This window comes from Streptomyces sp. NPDC020490 (assembly GCF_044335305.1).
Lineage (GTDB): Bacteria > Actinomycetota > Actinomycetes > Streptomycetales > Streptomycetaceae > Streptomyces.
Genome location: NZ_JBIRUY010000003.1, coordinates 156,148 through 174,266 on the forward strand (window position 1 = coordinate 156,148; position 18,119 = coordinate 174,266).

The 18,119-nt window shown below is 69.1% G+C and carries 14 protein-coding genes; 10 read left to right on the forward strand and 4 right to left on the reverse strand.

What is annotated here, in order from left to right; genetic code table 11:
• Positions 1-211: 211 nt before the first annotated feature.
• Together ACH4ZX_RS05580 and ACH4ZX_RS05585 are read left to right on the forward strand one after the other, a co-directional pair.
• Entirely contained in the window at positions 212-481 is a 270-nt protein-coding gene (locus tag ACH4ZX_RS05580) for a type II toxin-antitoxin system Phd/YefM family antitoxin (RefSeq protein ID WP_398267917.1), read from the forward strand.
• Entirely contained in the window at positions 474-737 is a 264-nt protein-coding gene (locus ACH4ZX_RS05585; RefSeq protein ID WP_398267920.1) for a type II toxin-antitoxin system RelE/ParE family toxin, read from the forward strand. Before ACH4ZX_RS05580 ends, ACH4ZX_RS05585 begins: the two co-directional genes overlap by 8 nt.
• Before the next feature lie 149 nt (positions 738-886).
• Here ACH4ZX_RS05585 and ACH4ZX_RS05590 read toward each other — a convergent pair whose 3' ends face one another.
• Both ACH4ZX_RS05590 and ACH4ZX_RS05595 read right to left on the reverse strand, forming a co-directional pair.
• Positions 887-2,128: a hypothetical protein gene (locus ACH4ZX_RS05590; RefSeq protein WP_398268398.1), complete on the reverse strand. Its 1,242-nt coding sequence runs from the start codon at positions 2,126-2,128 to the stop codon at positions 887-889.
• Positions 2,129-2,157: 29 nt separating this feature from the next.
• Positions 2,158-3,342 (reverse strand): HesA/MoeB/ThiF family protein, encoded by a 1,185-nt coding sequence (locus ACH4ZX_RS05595; RefSeq protein ID WP_398267923.1) that lies wholly within the window; start codon positions 3,340-3,342, stop codon positions 2,158-2,160.
• Positions 3,343-3,373: 31 nt separating this feature from the next.
• Here ACH4ZX_RS05595 and ACH4ZX_RS05600 point away from each other — a divergent pair, with 31 nt between their 5' ends.
• On the forward strand, positions 3,374-3,577 hold the full coding sequence (locus tag ACH4ZX_RS05600) for a hypothetical protein (protein ID WP_398267926.1): 204 nt from the start codon (positions 3,374-3,376) through the stop codon (positions 3,575-3,577).
• A 13-nt stretch (positions 3,578-3,590) separates the two neighbouring features.
• On the forward strand, positions 3,591-4,886 hold the full coding sequence (locus ACH4ZX_RS05605; RefSeq protein WP_398268400.1) for a M14 family zinc carboxypeptidase: 1,296 nt from the start codon (positions 3,591-3,593) through the stop codon (positions 4,884-4,886).
• Between the two features lie 82 nt (positions 4,887-4,968).
• On the opposite strand, the gene ACH4ZX_RS05610 is transcribed toward ACH4ZX_RS05605, so the two are convergent.
• The gene (locus ACH4ZX_RS05610; protein WP_398267929.1) at positions 4,969-6,672 is read right to left on the reverse strand and encodes a TIGR04141 family sporadically distributed protein; all 1,704 of its coding nucleotides are present in this window, start codon (positions 6,670-6,672) and stop codon (positions 4,969-4,971) included.
• Positions 6,673-6,861: 189 nt separating this feature from the next.
• Between ACH4ZX_RS05610 and ACH4ZX_RS05615 the strand changes: the two genes are divergently transcribed.
• The 6 genes from ACH4ZX_RS05615 to ACH4ZX_RS05640 all read left to right on the forward strand — a co-directional run bounded on the left by ACH4ZX_RS05615 (position 6,862) and on the right by ACH4ZX_RS05640 (position 17,445).
• Entirely contained in the window at positions 6,862-8,982 is a 2,121-nt protein-coding gene (locus ACH4ZX_RS05615; RefSeq protein ID WP_398267932.1) for an N-6 DNA methylase, read from the forward strand.
• A gap of 79 nt (positions 8,983-9,061) precedes the next feature.
• Complete coding sequence (locus tag ACH4ZX_RS05620; protein WP_398267935.1) at positions 9,062-11,158, forward strand: N-6 DNA methylase; 2,097 nt, start codon at positions 9,062-9,064, stop codon at positions 11,156-11,158.
• Positions 11,155-12,396, forward strand: a complete 1,242-nt coding sequence (locus tag ACH4ZX_RS05625; RefSeq protein WP_398267938.1) for a restriction endonuclease subunit S — start codon at positions 11,155-11,157, stop codon at positions 12,394-12,396. The genes ACH4ZX_RS05620 and ACH4ZX_RS05625 overlap by 4 nt, the downstream gene beginning before the upstream one ends.
• 7 nt (positions 12,397-12,403) lie before the next feature.
• Complete coding sequence (locus ACH4ZX_RS05630; protein ID WP_398267941.1) at positions 12,404-13,627, forward strand: AAA family ATPase; 1,224 nt, start codon at positions 12,404-12,406, stop codon at positions 13,625-13,627.
• Complete coding sequence (locus tag ACH4ZX_RS05635) at positions 13,624-14,238, forward strand: DUF4276 family protein (RefSeq protein ID WP_398267944.1); 615 nt, start codon at positions 13,624-13,626, stop codon at positions 14,236-14,238. Before ACH4ZX_RS05630 ends, ACH4ZX_RS05635 begins: the two co-directional genes overlap by 4 nt.
• 6 nt (positions 14,239-14,244) lie before the next feature.
• Positions 14,245-17,445, forward strand: a complete 3,201-nt coding sequence (locus ACH4ZX_RS05640) for a type I restriction endonuclease subunit R (RefSeq protein WP_398267947.1) — start codon at positions 14,245-14,247, stop codon at positions 17,443-17,445.
• A gap of 10 nt (positions 17,446-17,455) precedes the next feature.
• Here ACH4ZX_RS05640 and ACH4ZX_RS05645 read toward each other — a convergent pair whose 3' ends face one another.
• Positions 17,456-17,869, reverse strand: a complete 414-nt coding sequence (locus tag ACH4ZX_RS05645; protein WP_398267950.1) for an ATP-binding protein — start codon at positions 17,867-17,869, stop codon at positions 17,456-17,458.
• Positions 17,870-18,119: the final 250 nt, after the last annotated feature.

The window sequence follows — 18,119 nt, forward strand, 5'->3', positions numbered from 1 at the left end:
CGGCGACTTGCGCGAGACGTGACACATCTCACACCCCGCTTGACCGAGCGGCCCCTCTCCCCGGCCGGCGAGGGGCGCCGACGGGCCGAGCGTCCGGCAGCGACGACGGTCACGAGGATCACGACGCCTTGCCCGCCGACCAGCCGTTCAGTCGCCCCTGCGGACACCCCTCCACTTGTGTACACGCGTGACACTTGGTACCTTCGAGCGCATGACGCACCCACTGCCCATAGAGTCGATCCGCGATGTCCGGGCACACCTGGCCGAGGTCGTGGAGCGCGCCGATCGCGACGATGTACCCACCGTGATCACTCGGCGGGGAAAGCAGGTCGCTGCCGTCGTGTCCATCGAGGTGCTGCGCAAGTACCAGGAATGGGAAGAGCGCGAGATCAACCGGATCATCGACGAGCGCATGGCCAGTCCGGAGCCCGGCATCCCGATCGAGGAGGTCATGAGGGAGACGCTGGCGCGCAGTGAGTGACTACCGCACCGTCTTCCGGCCCGAGGCGCAGGCCGAGTTGCGCAAGATCCCGCGGGACATGGCCCTGCGTATCCTGGTCAAGCTGACCGAGCTGGAGAGCGACCCGCTGGGCTTCAACACCACGGCCCTCGTCTCTCAGCCTGACCGACGCCGCCTCCGGGTCGGCGACCACCGCGTCATCTACACGATCGACAATGGCGAACTCGTGGTGTGGGTCGTCCACGTCGGACACCGCTCCACGGTCTACGCCTCCTGAACCCTGCTCTCGGGTCACCCGTCGACCCGACCGGATGCCCTCATCGCGAGCGCTCCTGCGGGATCCGCGGTCGGTCAGCTGGGAGCCGACGACGTTCACGCCCTGCCCGGTCCGGCTGGCCGCCGGACGCGGCGCAGCCGGCCGTCGGGTCATCCGCCGGATCGGCGTGAACGGCGGTCGCGCCACCGGGTGACCAGCCACAGGACGTTGACTCCGCCCAGGGTGACCAGCACTGCCGCCGAGTCGGTGTTGCGCGCGACGCCGTGGTCCGGGCCCAGCCCCCGGGCGGCCCGGACCAGCAAGGTGATGTCGGCGGGAAGGGTGACGGCGGCCATGAAGGCCAGGCAGGCCACCGTGCCGGCCACGAGGACCACGCTGTAGAGGCGGACGGCCCGGCGCTCGTGCGGCGGCAGCCGGGTGCTCGGGTCATCGGCGTCTGCCGTCCCGCCGGGACGTGGGAGCCGTACGGCCCGCCGGAACACGTACCGGGCGTAGGCGAGCCCGTCGCCGTACAGGTTCCGGCACCGGGTGAGGTCCTGGAGGACGAAGTACAGGTCCGTCCGGGTGAACACCATGAGCTGGAAGGGCAACGGCATCAGAGCCAGCAGCAGGGCCGCGGCCAGCAGCCGGTGGGCCGTCGTCCCGGTGTCCGTCACGGCGAGGCCGATGACCAGGGCCGACGCGACGGACAGGTTGAGGGCGATACCGGCCAGATAGGCCGTCAGGCGGTGGCGTCGCGGGGCGAGTTCGATACCGCTGATGTCGGTCTGCATCACCAGGAACTGCAGCCGGGTGCCCAGTCGCATCCTGCCCGGCACGCCCACGGCGCGTGCGGTGACCAGGTGCGCCAGCTCATGGGCGAACAGCAGCGCCCATCCGGCCGCCGCTCCGCTGAGCAGCACCAGACTGCCGTGCGGGCTCCACAGCAGATCGCGATAGCCCGGAAGCAGGTCGGGACGGCGCACCAGGACGGCGACCGCGGCCGAGAGCAGCACTCCGACGAGCAGGGGAAGCACCGGGGACAGGGCGAACCGGACCTGCTGGGGGCGCAGCCACGGCAGTGACGCGCGGGGAGGTTCGACGTCCGGGACCGGGCGGTCTCCGATCCGGGCCACGAATCCCAGAGCGGCCAGATCCCTGATGAAGTCCGTGATGTCGAACTCCTCGCCGGTCTCGGCCCGCAGGGTCCGCTCCGTACGGGCCACGCTCAGCCCCTCGCCCAGCAGTTCCACCGCACGTGCCCCGGCCGCCGGCATGGCGACGAAGGTCCGGGTGCTCATACGGCCCACGATCCACTCGTCCCCGTCCCGCCGTACCCCCAGGTCATGCAGCAGGACGTGGGTCGACGGCTCGATCCGGGGAAGGTCCTCGGCGTCCTGTACGTCCTCCATGTCCTCCACGCCCTTCGCCGCGGCGTCCGTCACGAGGGCTCCCGCCGTCCGGGGTCCGCCTTCGGCCGTGCCCGGCAGGCGGGGCAGTCGGGGCGACGCTCGGACCGCTGCATGATCGGGTCGCCGGGCATCATGAGGTTGAGGCCGAACCGGCATCCCGGATCGATCTGCGGGATCCCGCACAGCAGCATGAGAGCGGCATGGGCGAGCAGACTGCCGGACAGGCCCGCGGTCACGGCGTTGACCGGGTTCCACGGCATACGGGGCGAGGCGGCGTTCTCGTCCTGGCCGGGCGCGAGGCGCAGATCGCGCCGCTCGATCTCGGTGCGGCGCAGGCACTCCCAGCACCCGCCCCGGCCGGGGCTGAAGACCCCGACGCTCACCAGCGGACCGCGATAGCCCGCTTCGGCCCAGGGCGTACCGGAGGCCAGGCAGACCTGGTTGGCCCATCGGCGGATCACGGCAGGGCGGTCGGCGGCCAGCAGCAACACGTCGTAGGCCGGCCTGTCGCCGCAGCCGCCGGAGGTGCCTCTCAGCAGGTCTTCGAGATCGGCCGGTCCGCGCACTTCACGTCGCTCGCCGGTGACCGCCGCATCCGAGTTGAGGGCGCGGAGCGCGGTCAGCGCCGCGTCGATCTTGGGCGTTCCGAGGTCGCTCTCACGGAAGAGGGTCTGCCGGTTCAGATTGGACAGTTCGACGACATCCGGTTCCACGCAGTGCAACCGCCCCACACCGGAAGCCACCAGGTCGCGCGCGGCGGCTCCGCCGGTGCCGCCGACGCCGATCAGCAGGACCCGGGAACGGCGCAGCCGCACCTGCGGTTCCCAGGCGCTCTCCCGGGGGCGGAGGTCCATCCAGCGCAGCAGGGTCATGCCCCTGCTGTACCGCTCGCGTTCCCGCTCGGACAGCTCCGCCGGCGGCGCGGCACCGGCGTCCTCCACGTAGCCGGCCATGGTCAGATCCGTCATGGCCTGGACGATGTCCGGGTGCGGCAGCCGCAGCCCCGGGTGCCGACGGGCCACCTCGGCGACCACGCCCCCGGCGTCACGTGTCCCGTCCATGGCGTCGACCAGCGTCCACACCCAGCCGTCGGGATCCCTGATCTCGGCACCGATGCCGTGGACGACGCTCCCGATCCGCACGTGGCCGTCGACGGTCCGATAAGCCCGGTGCTCCGGCTTGATCCGAGGCCGCCGCATCTCGGGTACCGTCATCTTCGCGCCACGCACGTCATTCCCAACTACCTTGACTGCAAAGGACATTGACAAGAGTTGCCCGCCGAGCGAACGCTGGCAAGAGCACGTCGGCCGCTGCGGTTCGACCGCAGCGCGCAAGCACAGCGCATCACCGCCACCACCGGAAGGACACGACATGAGCAACAAGATCGAGATCCGTCCGCTGGACAAGAAGGAGACCACCAGCGACAGCGGGGGCAACGGCGGCGCCTGATCCGACGCGGATGATCAACCGTTACCTCACGGTCGCGGAGGTCGACGAGTCGGCGCGACGGCTGGTCTCCCGGTTTCCGGGGGCCGGCCGTCTGCGCCGGATCGGGACGTCCCGCGGCGGCCGTCCGATCGTGATGCTCTCCGTGGGCCACGGGCCGCGCCACATCCTGGTGGTCGCCCGCCCACACCCCGACGAGCCGGTCGGCGGCACGACCGCGATCGCCCTCGCGGAGCAGGTGGCGCGCGGCACGTCGCGGTCCCCCGCGACCGACCCCGCCGTCGTCACCTGGGACATCGTTCTGTGCCTGGACCCGGACGGCGCCGCGCTGACCCGTCGGATCGAAGCGGCGACGGCCGGAGCCGCCCCCACCCCGGAGAGCTATTACCGCACCGCCTACCGCCCGGTCGCCGCGGAACAGCCCGAGTGGGCGCCGATCGAATCGCGGCAGCTTCCGGAGAGCCAGGCACTGTTCCAGGTGATCGACGAACTACGGCCGTTCCTCCAGTGTTCGCTGCACGGCGTCGAAGCGGGCGGAAGCTGGGTGCAGCTCACCCGTGGCCTGCCCGGACTGGCCACCCCCTTCCAGACGTCCGCCGCGCAACTCGGCATTCCGGTCCAGCACGGCACGTTCGACGCCCTGTACTGGGAGAACCCCAGCCCCGGGATCCACGTCCTGCCTCCGCCCGACAGCACCGCCCGACTGGCGGCCGGGTCCGAGAACATCGGGGCGTCCACCTGGTGCGCGCCCGGACGGTACGGCGGCGTCACGGCGATCGTCGAAGTGCCCATGTGGGCGACCGACCTGGCCGACGACCTGTCCCCCCACCCCGACGCCGCCTCGCTGCTGCGCGGCCTGTCCTGCCTGGTGAGGGACGGCGGACAGCAGGTGACCGCCGTCCTCGACAAGGCGCGCGGGTTCCTTCCCGCGGCCCAGGACAGCCCGCTCGGACGCGTGCTGGAGTGGATGGCCGGCGGTCTGTACGACATGGTCGCCGAGTCCTGGGAACCGCTCATCCGGCAGGCGGCCGACGATCCCCGGCGGATCACCACAGCCCAGGTCAGCGCCCTGGACGTGGTGGCCCGCCGCCAGCCGCTGCGCGCCGCGGGCCTTCTTCTGCGACTGCTGGAGACGGCGGACGACGCCGCCGCCCCCGGGCTGTACCGCGATCTGGACGAACTCTTCACCGGGTGGTGCAGGGACTTCGAGAAGGCCCTGGTCCTGCGCTGGGTGCCCGTACACCATCAGGTGGAACACCAGACCCGCACGGTCATGGCGGCCGCCGAGGCCGCACTGGCGGACCTCTGCTGAGAATCCGCACGCGTTGAGAGGTGCATGCGCACGTCGCGCTCACGGGGCGCGGACGGCTGCACCGTCCGACGAGGGTGCCCCACTACGCGGCCAGACGACGGATCCCCGGCCTCGCCGGACGCACCGCCGTGGCCTGGATCCCGACGACCTCGACGGCGACGCCCCACGCCTCGAGCATCTTGGCCGTCTGCACGAGGGTGACCTGGGAGAACGGGAACAGCGTGTCGGCAGTGAGGTCGGTTCCGTCCTTGAGCAGGATCGCGAAGACGACCCTCGCCGGCCGGAAGCCCTCCGGCAGGGGCCGACCGGGCCGGGCCGCGGCCACCTTCCGGGCGAACCCGTCCATGGCCTCCGACGAGTGCAGCAAGGTCTGAACGGCGACCACGGCCTGGCCGAACAGATGGCTCAGCGCGTCGGAGCCCTTGGCCCGCTTCACCATGACCAGGACGTCGTCCGGGCTCAGCAGGTCGCAGATCTCCACGCCGTTGCCCCGGTGCAGCGCGGTCCGGATGTTGTCCCGGTCGAAGCAGACGTACCCGGGCCGCAGGTCGGGCACCGACTCGTTGTAGTCCCGTTCCCGGTCCCCGAGCGCCCAGGCCGGGAGGTCGACCGAGGGCGTTCCGGTGATGAGCCGCTCCACCTGCGAACGGATCGCCTCCAGGTACGCCTCACCGATCTCGTACCACTGCCCGTCCAGCAGGAAGAACCGGCGGGCGCCGAGCGACACCTGCGCTTCGATCCAGCGCAGCACCTGCGACGTCCGGATGACGTCGCCCTTCTCCGCCCGGGTGTGCGAGTAGAGGGTGACCGTGCCGTCCCGGAGCGCGGCGAAGCGCGTACCCGACCTGTGCACGCGGGCGCGGTTGAGGACGTACTCCAGGCTGAAGTCGTCGGTGAGGTGCGCCTGCTTGCTGTCGACCTTGGTGGCGAACGCCTGGGCGGCGGCGTAGTCGTCCCAGTGGTCGGAGGGGACGGCGACCGTGATGCGTCCGTCCGGCGGCTCGCCGAGCATGTCGTCGAGCCGCTCCTTCAGCAGCCCGACGAGGTCGTCGTCCTTGACGGGGACGATGTGCTCGACGAATTCCAGCTCCGGACTCGGGGCCTCGTCCCTCAGGACACGGGCGATGGCCCGGATGTCCGCGACCAGGTCCTCGGCCTCGACGCCGAGGCGCAGCCGCAGCCCGGTACCGCCCTCGACACTGGTGATCTTCGTACGGCTGTCCTGGGCGATCGTCAGCTCGATCCCCTCCAGCCGGCCGCCCAGCCGCCGCACGATCTGCGCGTGCTCCTGGACACCCAGGCTCCAGACCGGAGTGCCGCCGGGCACCAGGGTGATGTCGGTACGGCCGCCGCCCGGCGTGTGCGAGACCAGGTCCCGGATCTGGGCGGGATCCACCCTGCGGGTCACGAAGCTCAGCCCGAACCGCCGGTCCTTGACACGGTCGGGCACCAGACGGAAGCCCTGGTCGTAGCCGATGGCGTACACCTCGCCGTCGACCGCGAGCATCAGCAGCCCGGCCGACCGGTTCACCGGCCGCGACACCTCGCACCCCGTCGTGCGGCTGATCTCGCTGCACCAACTCGCCACCGGCTGCTCGAAGCTGCCCGTGACCAGCAACGCGGGAACACCCAACCGCTCCTCCGGGAAGGCCAGTTCCGCGTCGACGGCCGCGAGACGCTCCGGGTCGAGGACGTCGAACATCGCGTCGGCCGTGGGAGCGACGCCCGTGAGGCGGTACAGGGTGCGCTTGGACGTGCTGGAGGTGCTGGAGGTGCTGGAGGCCATGGCGCCGCTCCATTCCGAGGTGTTGAAGGCAGAGGGAAGCCCGAGAGCCCCGGGGAAGCAGGGAGGGCCGGTGAAAGCACATCCAGTACAGCGACAACTGAAAGCACTGTCAAATGCTTCACGTCGGTTGGATGTCGGTATAGAGTGGGACCGTCCCGCACGCCCTCCCCACGTCACCGGCAGGAGCCCATGAACCAGCAGGCCAGCGCCCTCGTGACCGCCGCCGACATTTCCCGGCTGGCCGGCGTCACCCGAGCCACGGTGAGCAACTGGCGTCGCCGGCACCCGGACTTCCCCGCCCCGGCGGGAGGCACGGACACCAGCCCGACCTACGACCTCGACGCCGTACGCGCCTGGCTCTCCGCCCGTGGCCAGCTCCCCGAGGACACGCCGGCGGACGAACTCCGCACCGCGCTGCGCGCCCACCCGGGCGACGGCGAACTGGCCCTGCGCCTGCTCCCCGCGGTGCTCGCCGCCGCCCGGTTGGGCCGGAGAGAGCGCGAGGCCCTTCCAGGACTACGTGACGACGCACTGCTGCGATGGATCCGGTCGGCCGCGGACGCCGACGCCGACGGTATCCCCGGAATCGCGAGATCCACCTGCAGCGCCGACGTGACCGGGCCGCTGAGGGCCTTGGTGCGATGCATCTCCGTGAACGGCGCCGAGGCTGCGACGAATGTCCTGGCCGAACGCCTGCTTGAGGACACGGGCGCCACCGGCACCTATGTCACGCCGCGCCCCTTGGCCGACCTCATGGCCCGACTCCTGGTCGACAGCGCGGGCGCCTACCCCGCGAGCGTTCTCGACCCCGCGTGCGGCACCGGATCGCTGCTCGCAGCGGCGGCATCCGCGGGCGCGACCGAACTGCACGGCCAGGACATCCTGGTCGCCCAGGCCGCCCAGGCCGCAGTGCGGCTACGCCTGAACGCCCCCGAGGCGGCGATCACCGTACGCACGGGGGACAGTCTCCGCTCCGACGCCTTCCAGGGCCTCACCGCGGACGCCGTCCTGTGCAATCCCCCGTACGGGGTCCGTGACTGGGGGCACGAGGACCTGGCGTACGACCAGCGCTGGGCCTACGGCGTGCCGCCCAAGGGTGAACCCGAACTCGCCTGGGTCCAGCACTCCCTGACCCACCTGGCTCCCGGCGGCCGTGCCGTGCTCCTCATGCCGCCCGCCGTCGCGGAACGCACCGCCGGCCGGCGTATCCGGGCCCAGCTCGTACGCGACGGAGCCCTCCGCGCGGTCGTCTCACTTCCCCAGGGCGCGGCCACCCCGCTCCACATCGGTCTGCACCTGTGGGTGCTCGAACGGCCCGACCCCCAGGCTGACGCCCCGAAGACGGTCCTGCTCGTCGATGCCGCCGCCGAGAACCGGGACCTCGACTGGGCCGCCGTCGACGACACGGTGCTCTCGGCATGGCGGCCGTACCTCGCCGACCAGGACGGCTTCACAGGAGCCCCAGGTGTCTCGGGCGCCGTCCCGATCCCCGATCTCCTCACCGAGGCCGTGGACCTGACTCCGGCCCGGCACATCCGGACGGCCTCCCGGCAAGCCCTCCGCCCCGCCCTGCTGGCCCGGCAGGCATCGGACCTGTACGGCCAGCTACACCAAGTCGCAAGGGACCTGACCGGCCTCAGCGCCGACGGCGACTGGCCGCCGGCCGACGACCGCCCCCGCGACTGGCGCACCGCTACGGTCGCGGATCTCCTACGCGGCGGCGCTCTCAGTCTCCTTCGCAGCGCGCCGGCAGGCCGCCGCACCCGTAGCGGCCAACCGCAGCCGCAGCCCGATCCGGAAGTAGGCGGACGACCGGCACTCACGGCCGCCGACGTACTGAAGAACCGACCCGCCTCCGGAACGGAAGCGGACCTTCACACCGGCGTCACCCTTCCCCTGCTCCGGGAGAACGACGTACTGCTCACAGAGATGCTGCGGGTGGGGCGTGCCGCCGTGGCCCGGGTCGTCGAGCAGGCCGAGGCAGACTGCCTCCTTGGTCCCCACCTGCTGCTCTTCCGCCCGGACCGGCGCCGGCTCGACCCCTGGTTCCTGGCCGGGTTCCTCGCGGCGGAGCAGAACGTCAACGCCGCGGCCACCGGTACATCCATCATCCGGGTGGACCCCCGACGGCTACGCGTTCCGCTGCTCCCACTCGCGGAACAGCAGCGCTACGGCGCCGCCTTCCGCCACCTGCACGAGCTGCGCACCGCCGCCCGCCGGGCAGACCAGGCCGCCGAGGACGTCACACGTCTCCTCAGCACCGGGCTCACCGGCGGCGCGCTGTTGCCGGACGGTCACGGATCGGCGTGAAACCTGCGGCCCGGCATCGTGAACGGCCAGACTTGACGTCTCTGTCCCACTGGGACGGCGAAACTCCGGAAGGACAGCGTTGAACAGCAGTAAGCACACGGAACTGGCGAACCATGCGTGGTCGGTCGCCGACCTCCTGCGCGGCGACTACCGGCAGCACGACTACGGCAAGGTGATCCTGCCGTTCACCGTGCTGCGGCGTCTGGAGTGTGTCCTCGCGCCGACCAAGGACAAGGTCCTGGAGGTCGCCGCCCGCTTCCAGGACCAGGACATCAACCCCGACCGCTTCCTGCGCAAGGCGTCCGGCCACAGCTTCTACAACACCAGCACTTACACGCTGAAGGCCATCGCGGGCGACCCCTCGCACGCGGCGAAGTACCTGAACGAGTACTACGGCGCCTTCTCCCCCAACGCCCGGGAAGTCCTGGAGCGGTACGACTTCGCCCAGCAGATCAAGCGGCTGGACGCGGCGAACCTGCTGTACCAGGTGGTCGGCCGGTTCGCCGACCTCGACCTGCGGCCGGTGAAGAGGGACGAAGACGGCAATGTCGTACTCGGCGAGGACGGCAAGCCGGTCGAGATCGTCTCCAACCACCAGATGGGCTACATCTTCGAGGAGTTGATCCGGCGCTTCGCCGAGCAGTCCAACGAGACGGCCGGTGAGCACTTCACGCCCCGGGAAGTCATCCGGCTGATGGTCAACCTGCTCGTCGCGCCGGACAGCGACGCGCTGGCCCTGCCGGGCACCGTGCGCACGGTCATGGACCCGGCCTGCGGCACCGGCGGCATGCTCAGCGCGGCCGAGGAGCACATCACGGCCCTCAACCCGGATGCCACCGTCAAGGTCTTCGGCCAGGAACTCAACCCCGAGTCCTGGGCCATCTGCCGGTCCGACATGATGATCAAGGGCCAGGACCCGGAGAACATCAAGTTCGGCAATTCCTTCAGCGACGACGGCTTCAGCAACGACGACGCCAAGAGAGACAAGAACACGCCCACCACTTTCGACTACCTGCTGGCCAACCCGCCGTTCGGCGTGGAGTGGAAGAAGGTCAAGAACGTGGTGGAGGACGAACACGAACGCCTCGGTGAGAGCGGGCGGTTCGGCGCAGGCCTGCCGCGCATCAACGACGGCTCGCTGCTCTTCCTCCAGCACATGATCTCGAAGATGAAGCCGGTGGACGCCTCGGGGTCGGGCGGCAGCCGCATCGCGATCGTCTTCAACGGCTCCCCGCTGTTCACGGGAGCGGCGGAGTCGGGCGAGTCCAGGATCCGGCAGTGGATCCTGGAGAACGACTGGCTGGAGGGCATCGTCGCCCTGCCCGACCAGCTCTTCTACAACACCGGCATCTCCACGTACTTCTGGGTGCTCAGCAACCGCAAGGCCAGGGACAGGCGCGGCAAGGTCGTCCTGCTGGACGCGCGCGACTACTGGCGCAAGATGCGGAAGTCACTGGGCGACAAGCGCAAGGAACTGGGCGAGCAGCACATCTCCGAGATCACGCGGCTCTACACGGAGGCGCTGGCGGTCCTCGACGCGGCGGAGAGGGGCGGCGGCCACGACCTGGCCGACCGGGCCGGGAAGATCAAGGTCTTCCGCAACGAGGACTTCGGATACCGCCGGATCACCGTCGAACGGCCGTTGAAGCTCCGCTTCGAGGTGACGGAGGAGACGCTGGCGGCCATCACGGCGTCCAAGCCGATCACCCGGGCCACGGACGCCGAGGCGTTCGCAGCGGCTTTGCGCCCGCTGGTCGGCAAGTCCTGGACGACGAAGTCCGACGCGTGGATCGACCTGAAGGACGCGGTCGTCGCGGCCGGCCTGTTGTGGCCGACGGGCGCGCCCTTCGGCAAGGCGCTCCGGGAGGCGGTCGGCGTCCGCGACCCGGAGGGCGAGGTCCAGCGCATCAAGGGCCAGCCGGAGCCGGACCCGGAACTGCGGGACTACGAGAACGTCCCGCTGGAGGAGGACGTGGAGGCGTATCTGCGGCGCGAGGTCCTCCCGCACGTCCCGGACGCGTGGATCGACCACAGCAAGACCAAGATCGGCTACGAGATCCCGTTCACGCGGCACTTCTACGTGTACAAGCCGCCGCGGCCGTTGGCGGAGATCGACGCGGAGCTGAAGGCTCTGGAGGCCGAGATCCAGGCGCTGCTCGGGGAGGTCACGGAATGAGCACGGTGCGTCTGCGACACCTCGCTGATGTCAATCCATTGACGCCCGCTTTCGATCGTCTTGCGAACGATGAGGAGCTCACTTTCCTCCCCATGGAAGCTGTATGGCCGGGAGAAAGACTGGACATCTCACGGCGTCGGGTCAAAGCATCCGTTGCCACTGGCTACACTCGCTTTCAGAACAGCGACGTACTTGTGCCGAAGATCACCCCCACGTTTGAGGCCGGACGGGCTGTGCTAATTCACGGTCTCCATCGAGGCGTGGGCACGGGAAGTACGGAGCTTCACGTGCTACGCCCCGGGCCACTCATTGACCCGCGGTTCCTTTTGTACGTAGTGAATACACACAGCTTCCTCAAAAAGGGAGAGGCGGAGATGTACGGCGTCGCGGGACAGCAGCGTGTTCCGGATGCCTTCCTGCGTGATCTGCTAGTAGATCTACCTCCACTGGAGGAACAGCGCCACATCGCCGACTTCCTCGATGCCGAGACCTCCCGCATCAACGCGATCACCAATGCAATGCGATCAGAGATTTCCTTGCTTATCCAACGCCGAGTGCAGACCATCGATCGGATTTGGGAGCACGCCAAGAGCGCCCCTCGCATGAGACTCGGATATGCGACCAGCCTCGTGACAAGCGGATCGCGCGGATGGAGTGACTATGTATCCGATTCGGGCGCACTCTTCTTCCGCAGCGCCAATCTTCGACCTGACAGCATCCAACCAAAGCTGACAAATGCGGTCTACGTTCAAATTCCCGCCCTTTCCGCAACAGAGGCTATCAGAGCACGTATCGCTGACGGTGACGTCCTGGTGGGTATCACAGGCGCAAATTGCGGCTGGGTTGCACTGGCGGATGGCGCGGTCGCTGGCGGATACGTAAGCCAGCATGTCTGTTTGGTGCGCCCGGACGAGCACCGAATCAGCGGCGAGTGGCTCACTTACCTTATTGCTTCGCCATCAGTACAGGACAGGCTTATGGGCAGTCAGTACGGCGGGACCAAGACCCAGCTGTCGCTTCCGGATATTCGCGATCTACGCGTACCCGTTCTTCCTATCACAGAGCAGAAGAAGCTGAGCGGCGAGATAACTCGGCAAGTCAGCCGGATCGATAACATGCGCAGCCTAAGGTCCCGTCAACTCGATCTCCTCGCCGAGCGCCGCCTAGCCCTGATCACCGCCGCCGTCACCGGACAGATCGACGTGTCCACTGCCAGTGGACGAGGGATCGAGGAATGATCGCGTCATGAGTCCAGCCGCGCCCCACCGCCCGATGCCGTTCATCACCCGCGTCCGCGTCGACAACTACAAGTCCATCGCTCATTGCGACGTGACTCTCGGCCGGTTCACCGTGTTGCTCGGGCTGAACGCCGCAGGCAAGTCAAACTTCCTCGACGCTCTGCGCTTCGTACGTGACGCGCTGACGAACGGCCCGGCTGAGGCCGTGGCAGCGCGCGGCGGATGGGAGGAGGTGTTGCGCCGGGTCCCTGAGCCGGCGACCTCCTGCACGATCGGTCTGGAGTTTCACCTGCCACCGTTCGCCGACACGCAGGCCTGGGTGGGGCGGTACGAGATCACCCTCGCGCCGCCGACCGCCCCCAAGGCGGGGCGAGAAGCAGGGCCCGGTGTCCGTGTCCGGCGTGAGTTCTGCGAGATTCACCACCCTGGAGCCAAGGACGGGGCGGGCGCTGAGCGCTTCTCAAAGCGGGAAGCCGGGAATGAACGTCGTCAGAAAATGCTGACGCTTTCACGCCTGAGTGAGACCGAACCGTTCGCTGACCTCCATACAGCTCTCACGGGCATGTTCTTCTACAACCCAGACCTGTCCAATCTCCGCAAGGCCAGCCCGAACACCCCAACCGCCGGAGCCCTCGTTGAGAACGGCAGCGAACTCGGCCCAGCCTTGGCGGTCTTGGGGGATCAAGAGCGTGAGCGCATCTCGCAGTACCTCGGGGTGATTGTGCCCGGAGTCGTAGAAGTCGGCCCTACGGACCCCTCCGCCGACTACATCGCGGCCCGGATCAGCTTCGCCACCGACGGTGAGACGGAACCGCACGTCTTCCGGGCCGAGTCCATGTCGGAAGGGACCATCCGAGCCATCGGTCTGCTGACCGCCCTCTTCCAGCCCGACGCCCGCGAAGGCTGGATTCCGCTCATCGCCGTCGAGGAGCCCGAGTTGGCGCTGCACCCGCTCGCGGCCGGGGCCCTCTACGACGCGCTCACGGAAGCCAGCGAGTACGTACAGGTCCTCGCCACCACGCAGAGCGCGGAGTTGTTCGACCGCAAGGAGGCCGATCTGTCGGCCATCCGCGTGGTCGCCGCCGAGCATGGGGTGACGGTGATCGGCGAAGTGGACCCGGTCAGCCGGTCGATCGTCGCCGACGGCCTGGCCACCACGGCCGAACTGCTGCGTTCCGACCAGTTGCGCCCAGTCGTCGAACCCCCAGCCCAGCCGGAGGGTGAGGAGTGAGCCACCCGAGGGTCACGATCGCCTCCGTCGTCGAGGGCGAGGGCGAGATCAGCGCACTGCCCGTCCTCCTGCGGCGGCTGATGTACGAGGCGGAGATCTGGGACGCGGACATCCAGCCGCCCTTCCTGGTCGACCGCGGCCGGCTCGTCCGACCTGGCGGGCTGGAAGCCGCCGTGGAGGCCCAGGCTCGACGCGTCCCCGCCGACCACCCGGGCGGCATCCTGGTCGTGATCGACGCCGACGACGACTGCCCGGCAAGCCTCGGGCCTTCGCTGCTGGCCCGCGCCCAAGCGGCCCGCCCGGACCGCCGGACGGCCGTCGTGCTGGCGAACCGGGAGTTCGAGGCGTGGTTCCTCGCGTCGGCGCCCTCGCTCGGCGGCCGGGCGGGTCTCGCCGAGCACCTGGAGGTCCCGGCCAACAGCGAGACGTTACGCGACTGCAAGGGCTGGCTGACCCACAACCGGCGCGACGGAGTGCGGTACCGCCCCCGCGTGGACCAGGCGGCACTGACCCAGGACATGGATCTCGACCTCGCCCGCGCCAACTCGCCGTCCTTCGACAAGTTCTGTCGCGACATCACCTATCTGGTCACCGGAAAGCGGGGGGAATAGCCGCTCATGTCCGTCCACGACGAAGCAGCCTTCGGGAACGCCATAGCCGCCGCCCTACTGGAGCGCGGTTGGCGCGAGGGAGACAAGCAGTACTACCAACCCCACCTCGGCCTGGACACCGCCCAGCTCTTCGAGTTCGTCGGCAAGACCCAGGCCGACGACTGGGCCGAACTGATCGCCCTCTACGGCGGCGATCCCAACACCGCCCAGGCCGGGTTCACCAAGCGCGTGGACCAGGCGATCACGACCGACGGCGTGCTGGACGTGCTCCGCAAGGGCGTGAAGGACCACGGTGTCCTGATCAGGCTCGCGTACTTCAAGCCGTCGCTCGTCGCGTCGGACGCCGTCCTGGACGACTACCGAGCGAACCGGCTGACCTTCGTCAAGGAGCTGGAGTACGCCGCCAAGCAGGCGGACAAGGGCAAGCGCCTCGACCTCACCCTCTTCCTCAACGGAATCCCGCTGGCGACCGCCGAGTTGAAGAACGCCCTCACGCGCCAGGGCGTGGAGGCCGCCAAGGAGCAGTACCGCACGACCCGCGACCCCAGCGAGCTGATCTTCGCGCGGCGCGTGATCGCGAACTTCGCCATAGACACGGACTTGGTGTTCGTCGCGCCGGAGCTGCGGGGCAAGCCGACGCGGTTCCTGCCGTTCAACACCGGGTCGGAGGGCCCGGGGAGGCCCGGCGGCGCGGGAAACCCGGCGCCCACCGTCCCCGGGACGTACGCGACCTCGTACCTGTGGGAGCAGATCTGGGAGCGGGACACCTGGCTCGATCTGATCGAGCGGTTCGTGCACCTCAGCAAGGAGAAGGGCCCGGACGGGCGGACGCACAAGAAACTGATCTTCCCGCGCTACCACCAGTGGGACATCGTCAAGAAGCTCGCCGATCACGCGTCCCGCCACGGCGCCGGTCACAACTACCTCGGCATGGCCTCCGCCGGCTCCGGCAAGTCGAACACCATCGGCTGGCTGGCCCACCGCCTGTCGTCACTGCACACGCCCACCGACCCGGCCGAGATCGACCCCGACGCTCTGGCCGCCGGACTCAAGCCGGGCGCACCCGTCTTCGACAAGGTCGTCATCATCACCGACCGCCGCAATCTCGACGCCCAGCTCCGCGACACCGTCGGCAGCTTCGAGAAGACCGCCGGTCTAGTAGTGAAGATCGACGAGAAGCACGGCGCGAAGTCCGACCAGCTCGCCAAGGCACTGTCCCGCGAGACCGGGAAGATCATCACGGTCACGCTGCACACCTTCCCGGCCCTCATCGACTACCTGCGCCGCAGCCCCACCGAGATCCAGGGCCGCAACTTCGCGATCATCGTGGACGAGGCGCACTCCTCGCAGTCCGGTGACGCGGCCACCGCCGTACGCGCGGCTCTGGGTGACCTGGGCCTGGATTCCGACTCCGACGAGGCCGGGGCCACCGAGCTGGAAGCGGAGGCCACCACCGACGCCAAGCTCGTCCGGAAGGCAGCGCAGCGCGGGAAGGCCGCGAACCTGTCCTACTTCGCCTTCACGGCCACACCCAAGGCCAAGACCCTCGAACTCTTCGGCACGCTGGAGAGCGTGGGCGGCAAGCCGACGTACGTCCCCTTCCACACGTACTCGATGCGCCAGGCCATCGAGGAAGGCTTCATCCTCGACCCCCTGCGCAGTTACGTCACGTACAACACGTACTGGAAGCTGGTGAACAAGAACCCGGACGAGCGCGAGGTGGACCCCTCCAAGGCGAATCCGCTGCTCGCCCGGTACGCGCTCACGCACGACTCCACCGTGACCCAGCAGGCGCAGGTGATCGTCGAGCACTTCCGCACGCACACCGCCGGCCGGCTCGGCGGACGCGCCAAGGCCATGGTGGTCACCGCCTCCCGGCACAGCGCCGTGCAGATGGCCCACGCGATCAAGAAGTACGTCAAAGACCAGGCCTACGCAGACCCGGGCGTCCTGGTCGCCTTCTCCGGCACCCTCACCTACGACGGCGAGGAGACGACCGAGCCGAAGGAGAACGGCGGCCTGCCCGAGTCCGCGCTGCCGAAGGCGTTCGCGTACACGCGCAAGGACGACAAGGCCGTGCGCACCGGCGGGAAGGCGACGCAGCGGGAGTACCGCATCCTGGTGGTCGCCGAGAAGTATCAGACCGGCTTCGACCAGCCTCTCCTCACCACGATGTACGTGAACAAGAAGCTCGCGGGCATCAGCGCCGTCCAGACCCTCTCCCGCCTGAACCGCACCGCCGACCGCAAGTCGCAGGCGGACCTGGCCGTGCTGGACTTCGTCAACGACGCCGAGGACATCAAGGCGTCCTTCCGCCCGTATTTCGAGGAGGCGAACACCCTTCCCTCCGACCCGAACCTCCTCTACACGGCGCAGAGCAAGGTCATGCAGCCCGACATCCTCGTCGAGGAGGAGATGCGGGAGTTCGCCGACGCCTACGTGGCGGCCGAGGAGAAGGCGGCGGGCTCGGTGGCCCGCTGGGAGAAGCTGCACGCGGAGCTGTACCGGCATCTCGGGCCCGCCGTCGAACGGTTCACCGAGCTGCTGGACCGCAAGGACGAGGCCGGCGACCCGGACGAGGAGGCCCGCGAAACCGCCGAGGAGTTCCGCGCCGACCTCAACGACTACGTGCGCAAATACGGCTTCCTCTCCCAGATCGTGCCCTACCGCGACGCCGACCTCGAATGCCTCTACCTCTACGGACGCCACCTCCTCAACCGCCTGCCGCGACGCGGAGACGGCGGCGTGGACATAGGGGACGTCGACCTCAGCCACCTGCGCATCCAGAAGACCGGCAAGCACGATCTCTCCCTGACCGCTGAGGGAGCGGCGGAGCTGCGCGGCTTCGGCGAGGGTGCGGGCGGTGCCAAGGAGCAGGAGAAGTCGCTGCTGTCGGAGCTGATCGAGAAGTTCAACGACAAGTTCGGCACCGACTTCACCGAGCAGGACGTCATCACGCCGTTCTCCGAGGCGAAGGCGGACCCGAAGGTCCGCGCCGCCGCCGTCAACGACGAGGAGAACTTCGGGCTCGTCTTCGACGAGGTCTTCGAGGACAAGATGGCCGAACACATCGACACCATCGCCGACATGGGACGCCAGTACTTCAGCCACGACGACAGCTTCAAGCAGTCACTCAACCAGAGTGCGCGCCGGGCGGCCTGGCGGATGATCCGCCGGGAGGAGAACATCGACGACGAGGCGGCCTGAGCCGCCAGGCCTAACCGCCCAGGTGGAACGAGAGGCCCGCGATCACGGACGTTCCGCGCGTGGGGCGGGGCCGGACGGTCCAGGCGGCGGCCAGGCTGTCGACGAGGATCAGGCCCCGCCCGCTCTCGGAGTCCGTGTTCGGCTGGGCCACTTCCGGTTTTCCGGTACCCGGATCGGAGACGGCGAGCCAGTAGTGCCCGTCGGCGGGCCACAGGACGAGTTCGATCAGGTCCTCGTCCTCCCGGCAGGCGCCGTGGCGGATGGCGTTGGTGACCAGCTCGGAAGTCAACAGGCCCAGGTCGTCGCCGAGGTGGGGGCGAAGGACGTGCGGCAGCGACTCGGCGACGGCGTGCCGGGCCCTCCGTACGGAGGCGGGGTGGGCGGGGAAGCGCCAGTGGACGGGTACGAGAGGGATCTCGGGCATGGCGAACTCCACGACTGTGTGAGGGGGTTGGGGTCGCCGGTGGCCTACCGCCCTGGTCGCGGACACACCCGCCCCAGGGCAGGCAGGCATGCTCGCGCGGTGCGCTTCCGGCGTTGCGGTGTGTAGCGTGCGCGATACTTACGGTAGGACAGCAGGGGCCATTTTTGCCATCCGGTCCGTAACAATGGCCTCGATGCGGTGAACTTGGGCTCACAGCCCAGACGAGCACGGGCGGCACGGAAGGAACGAA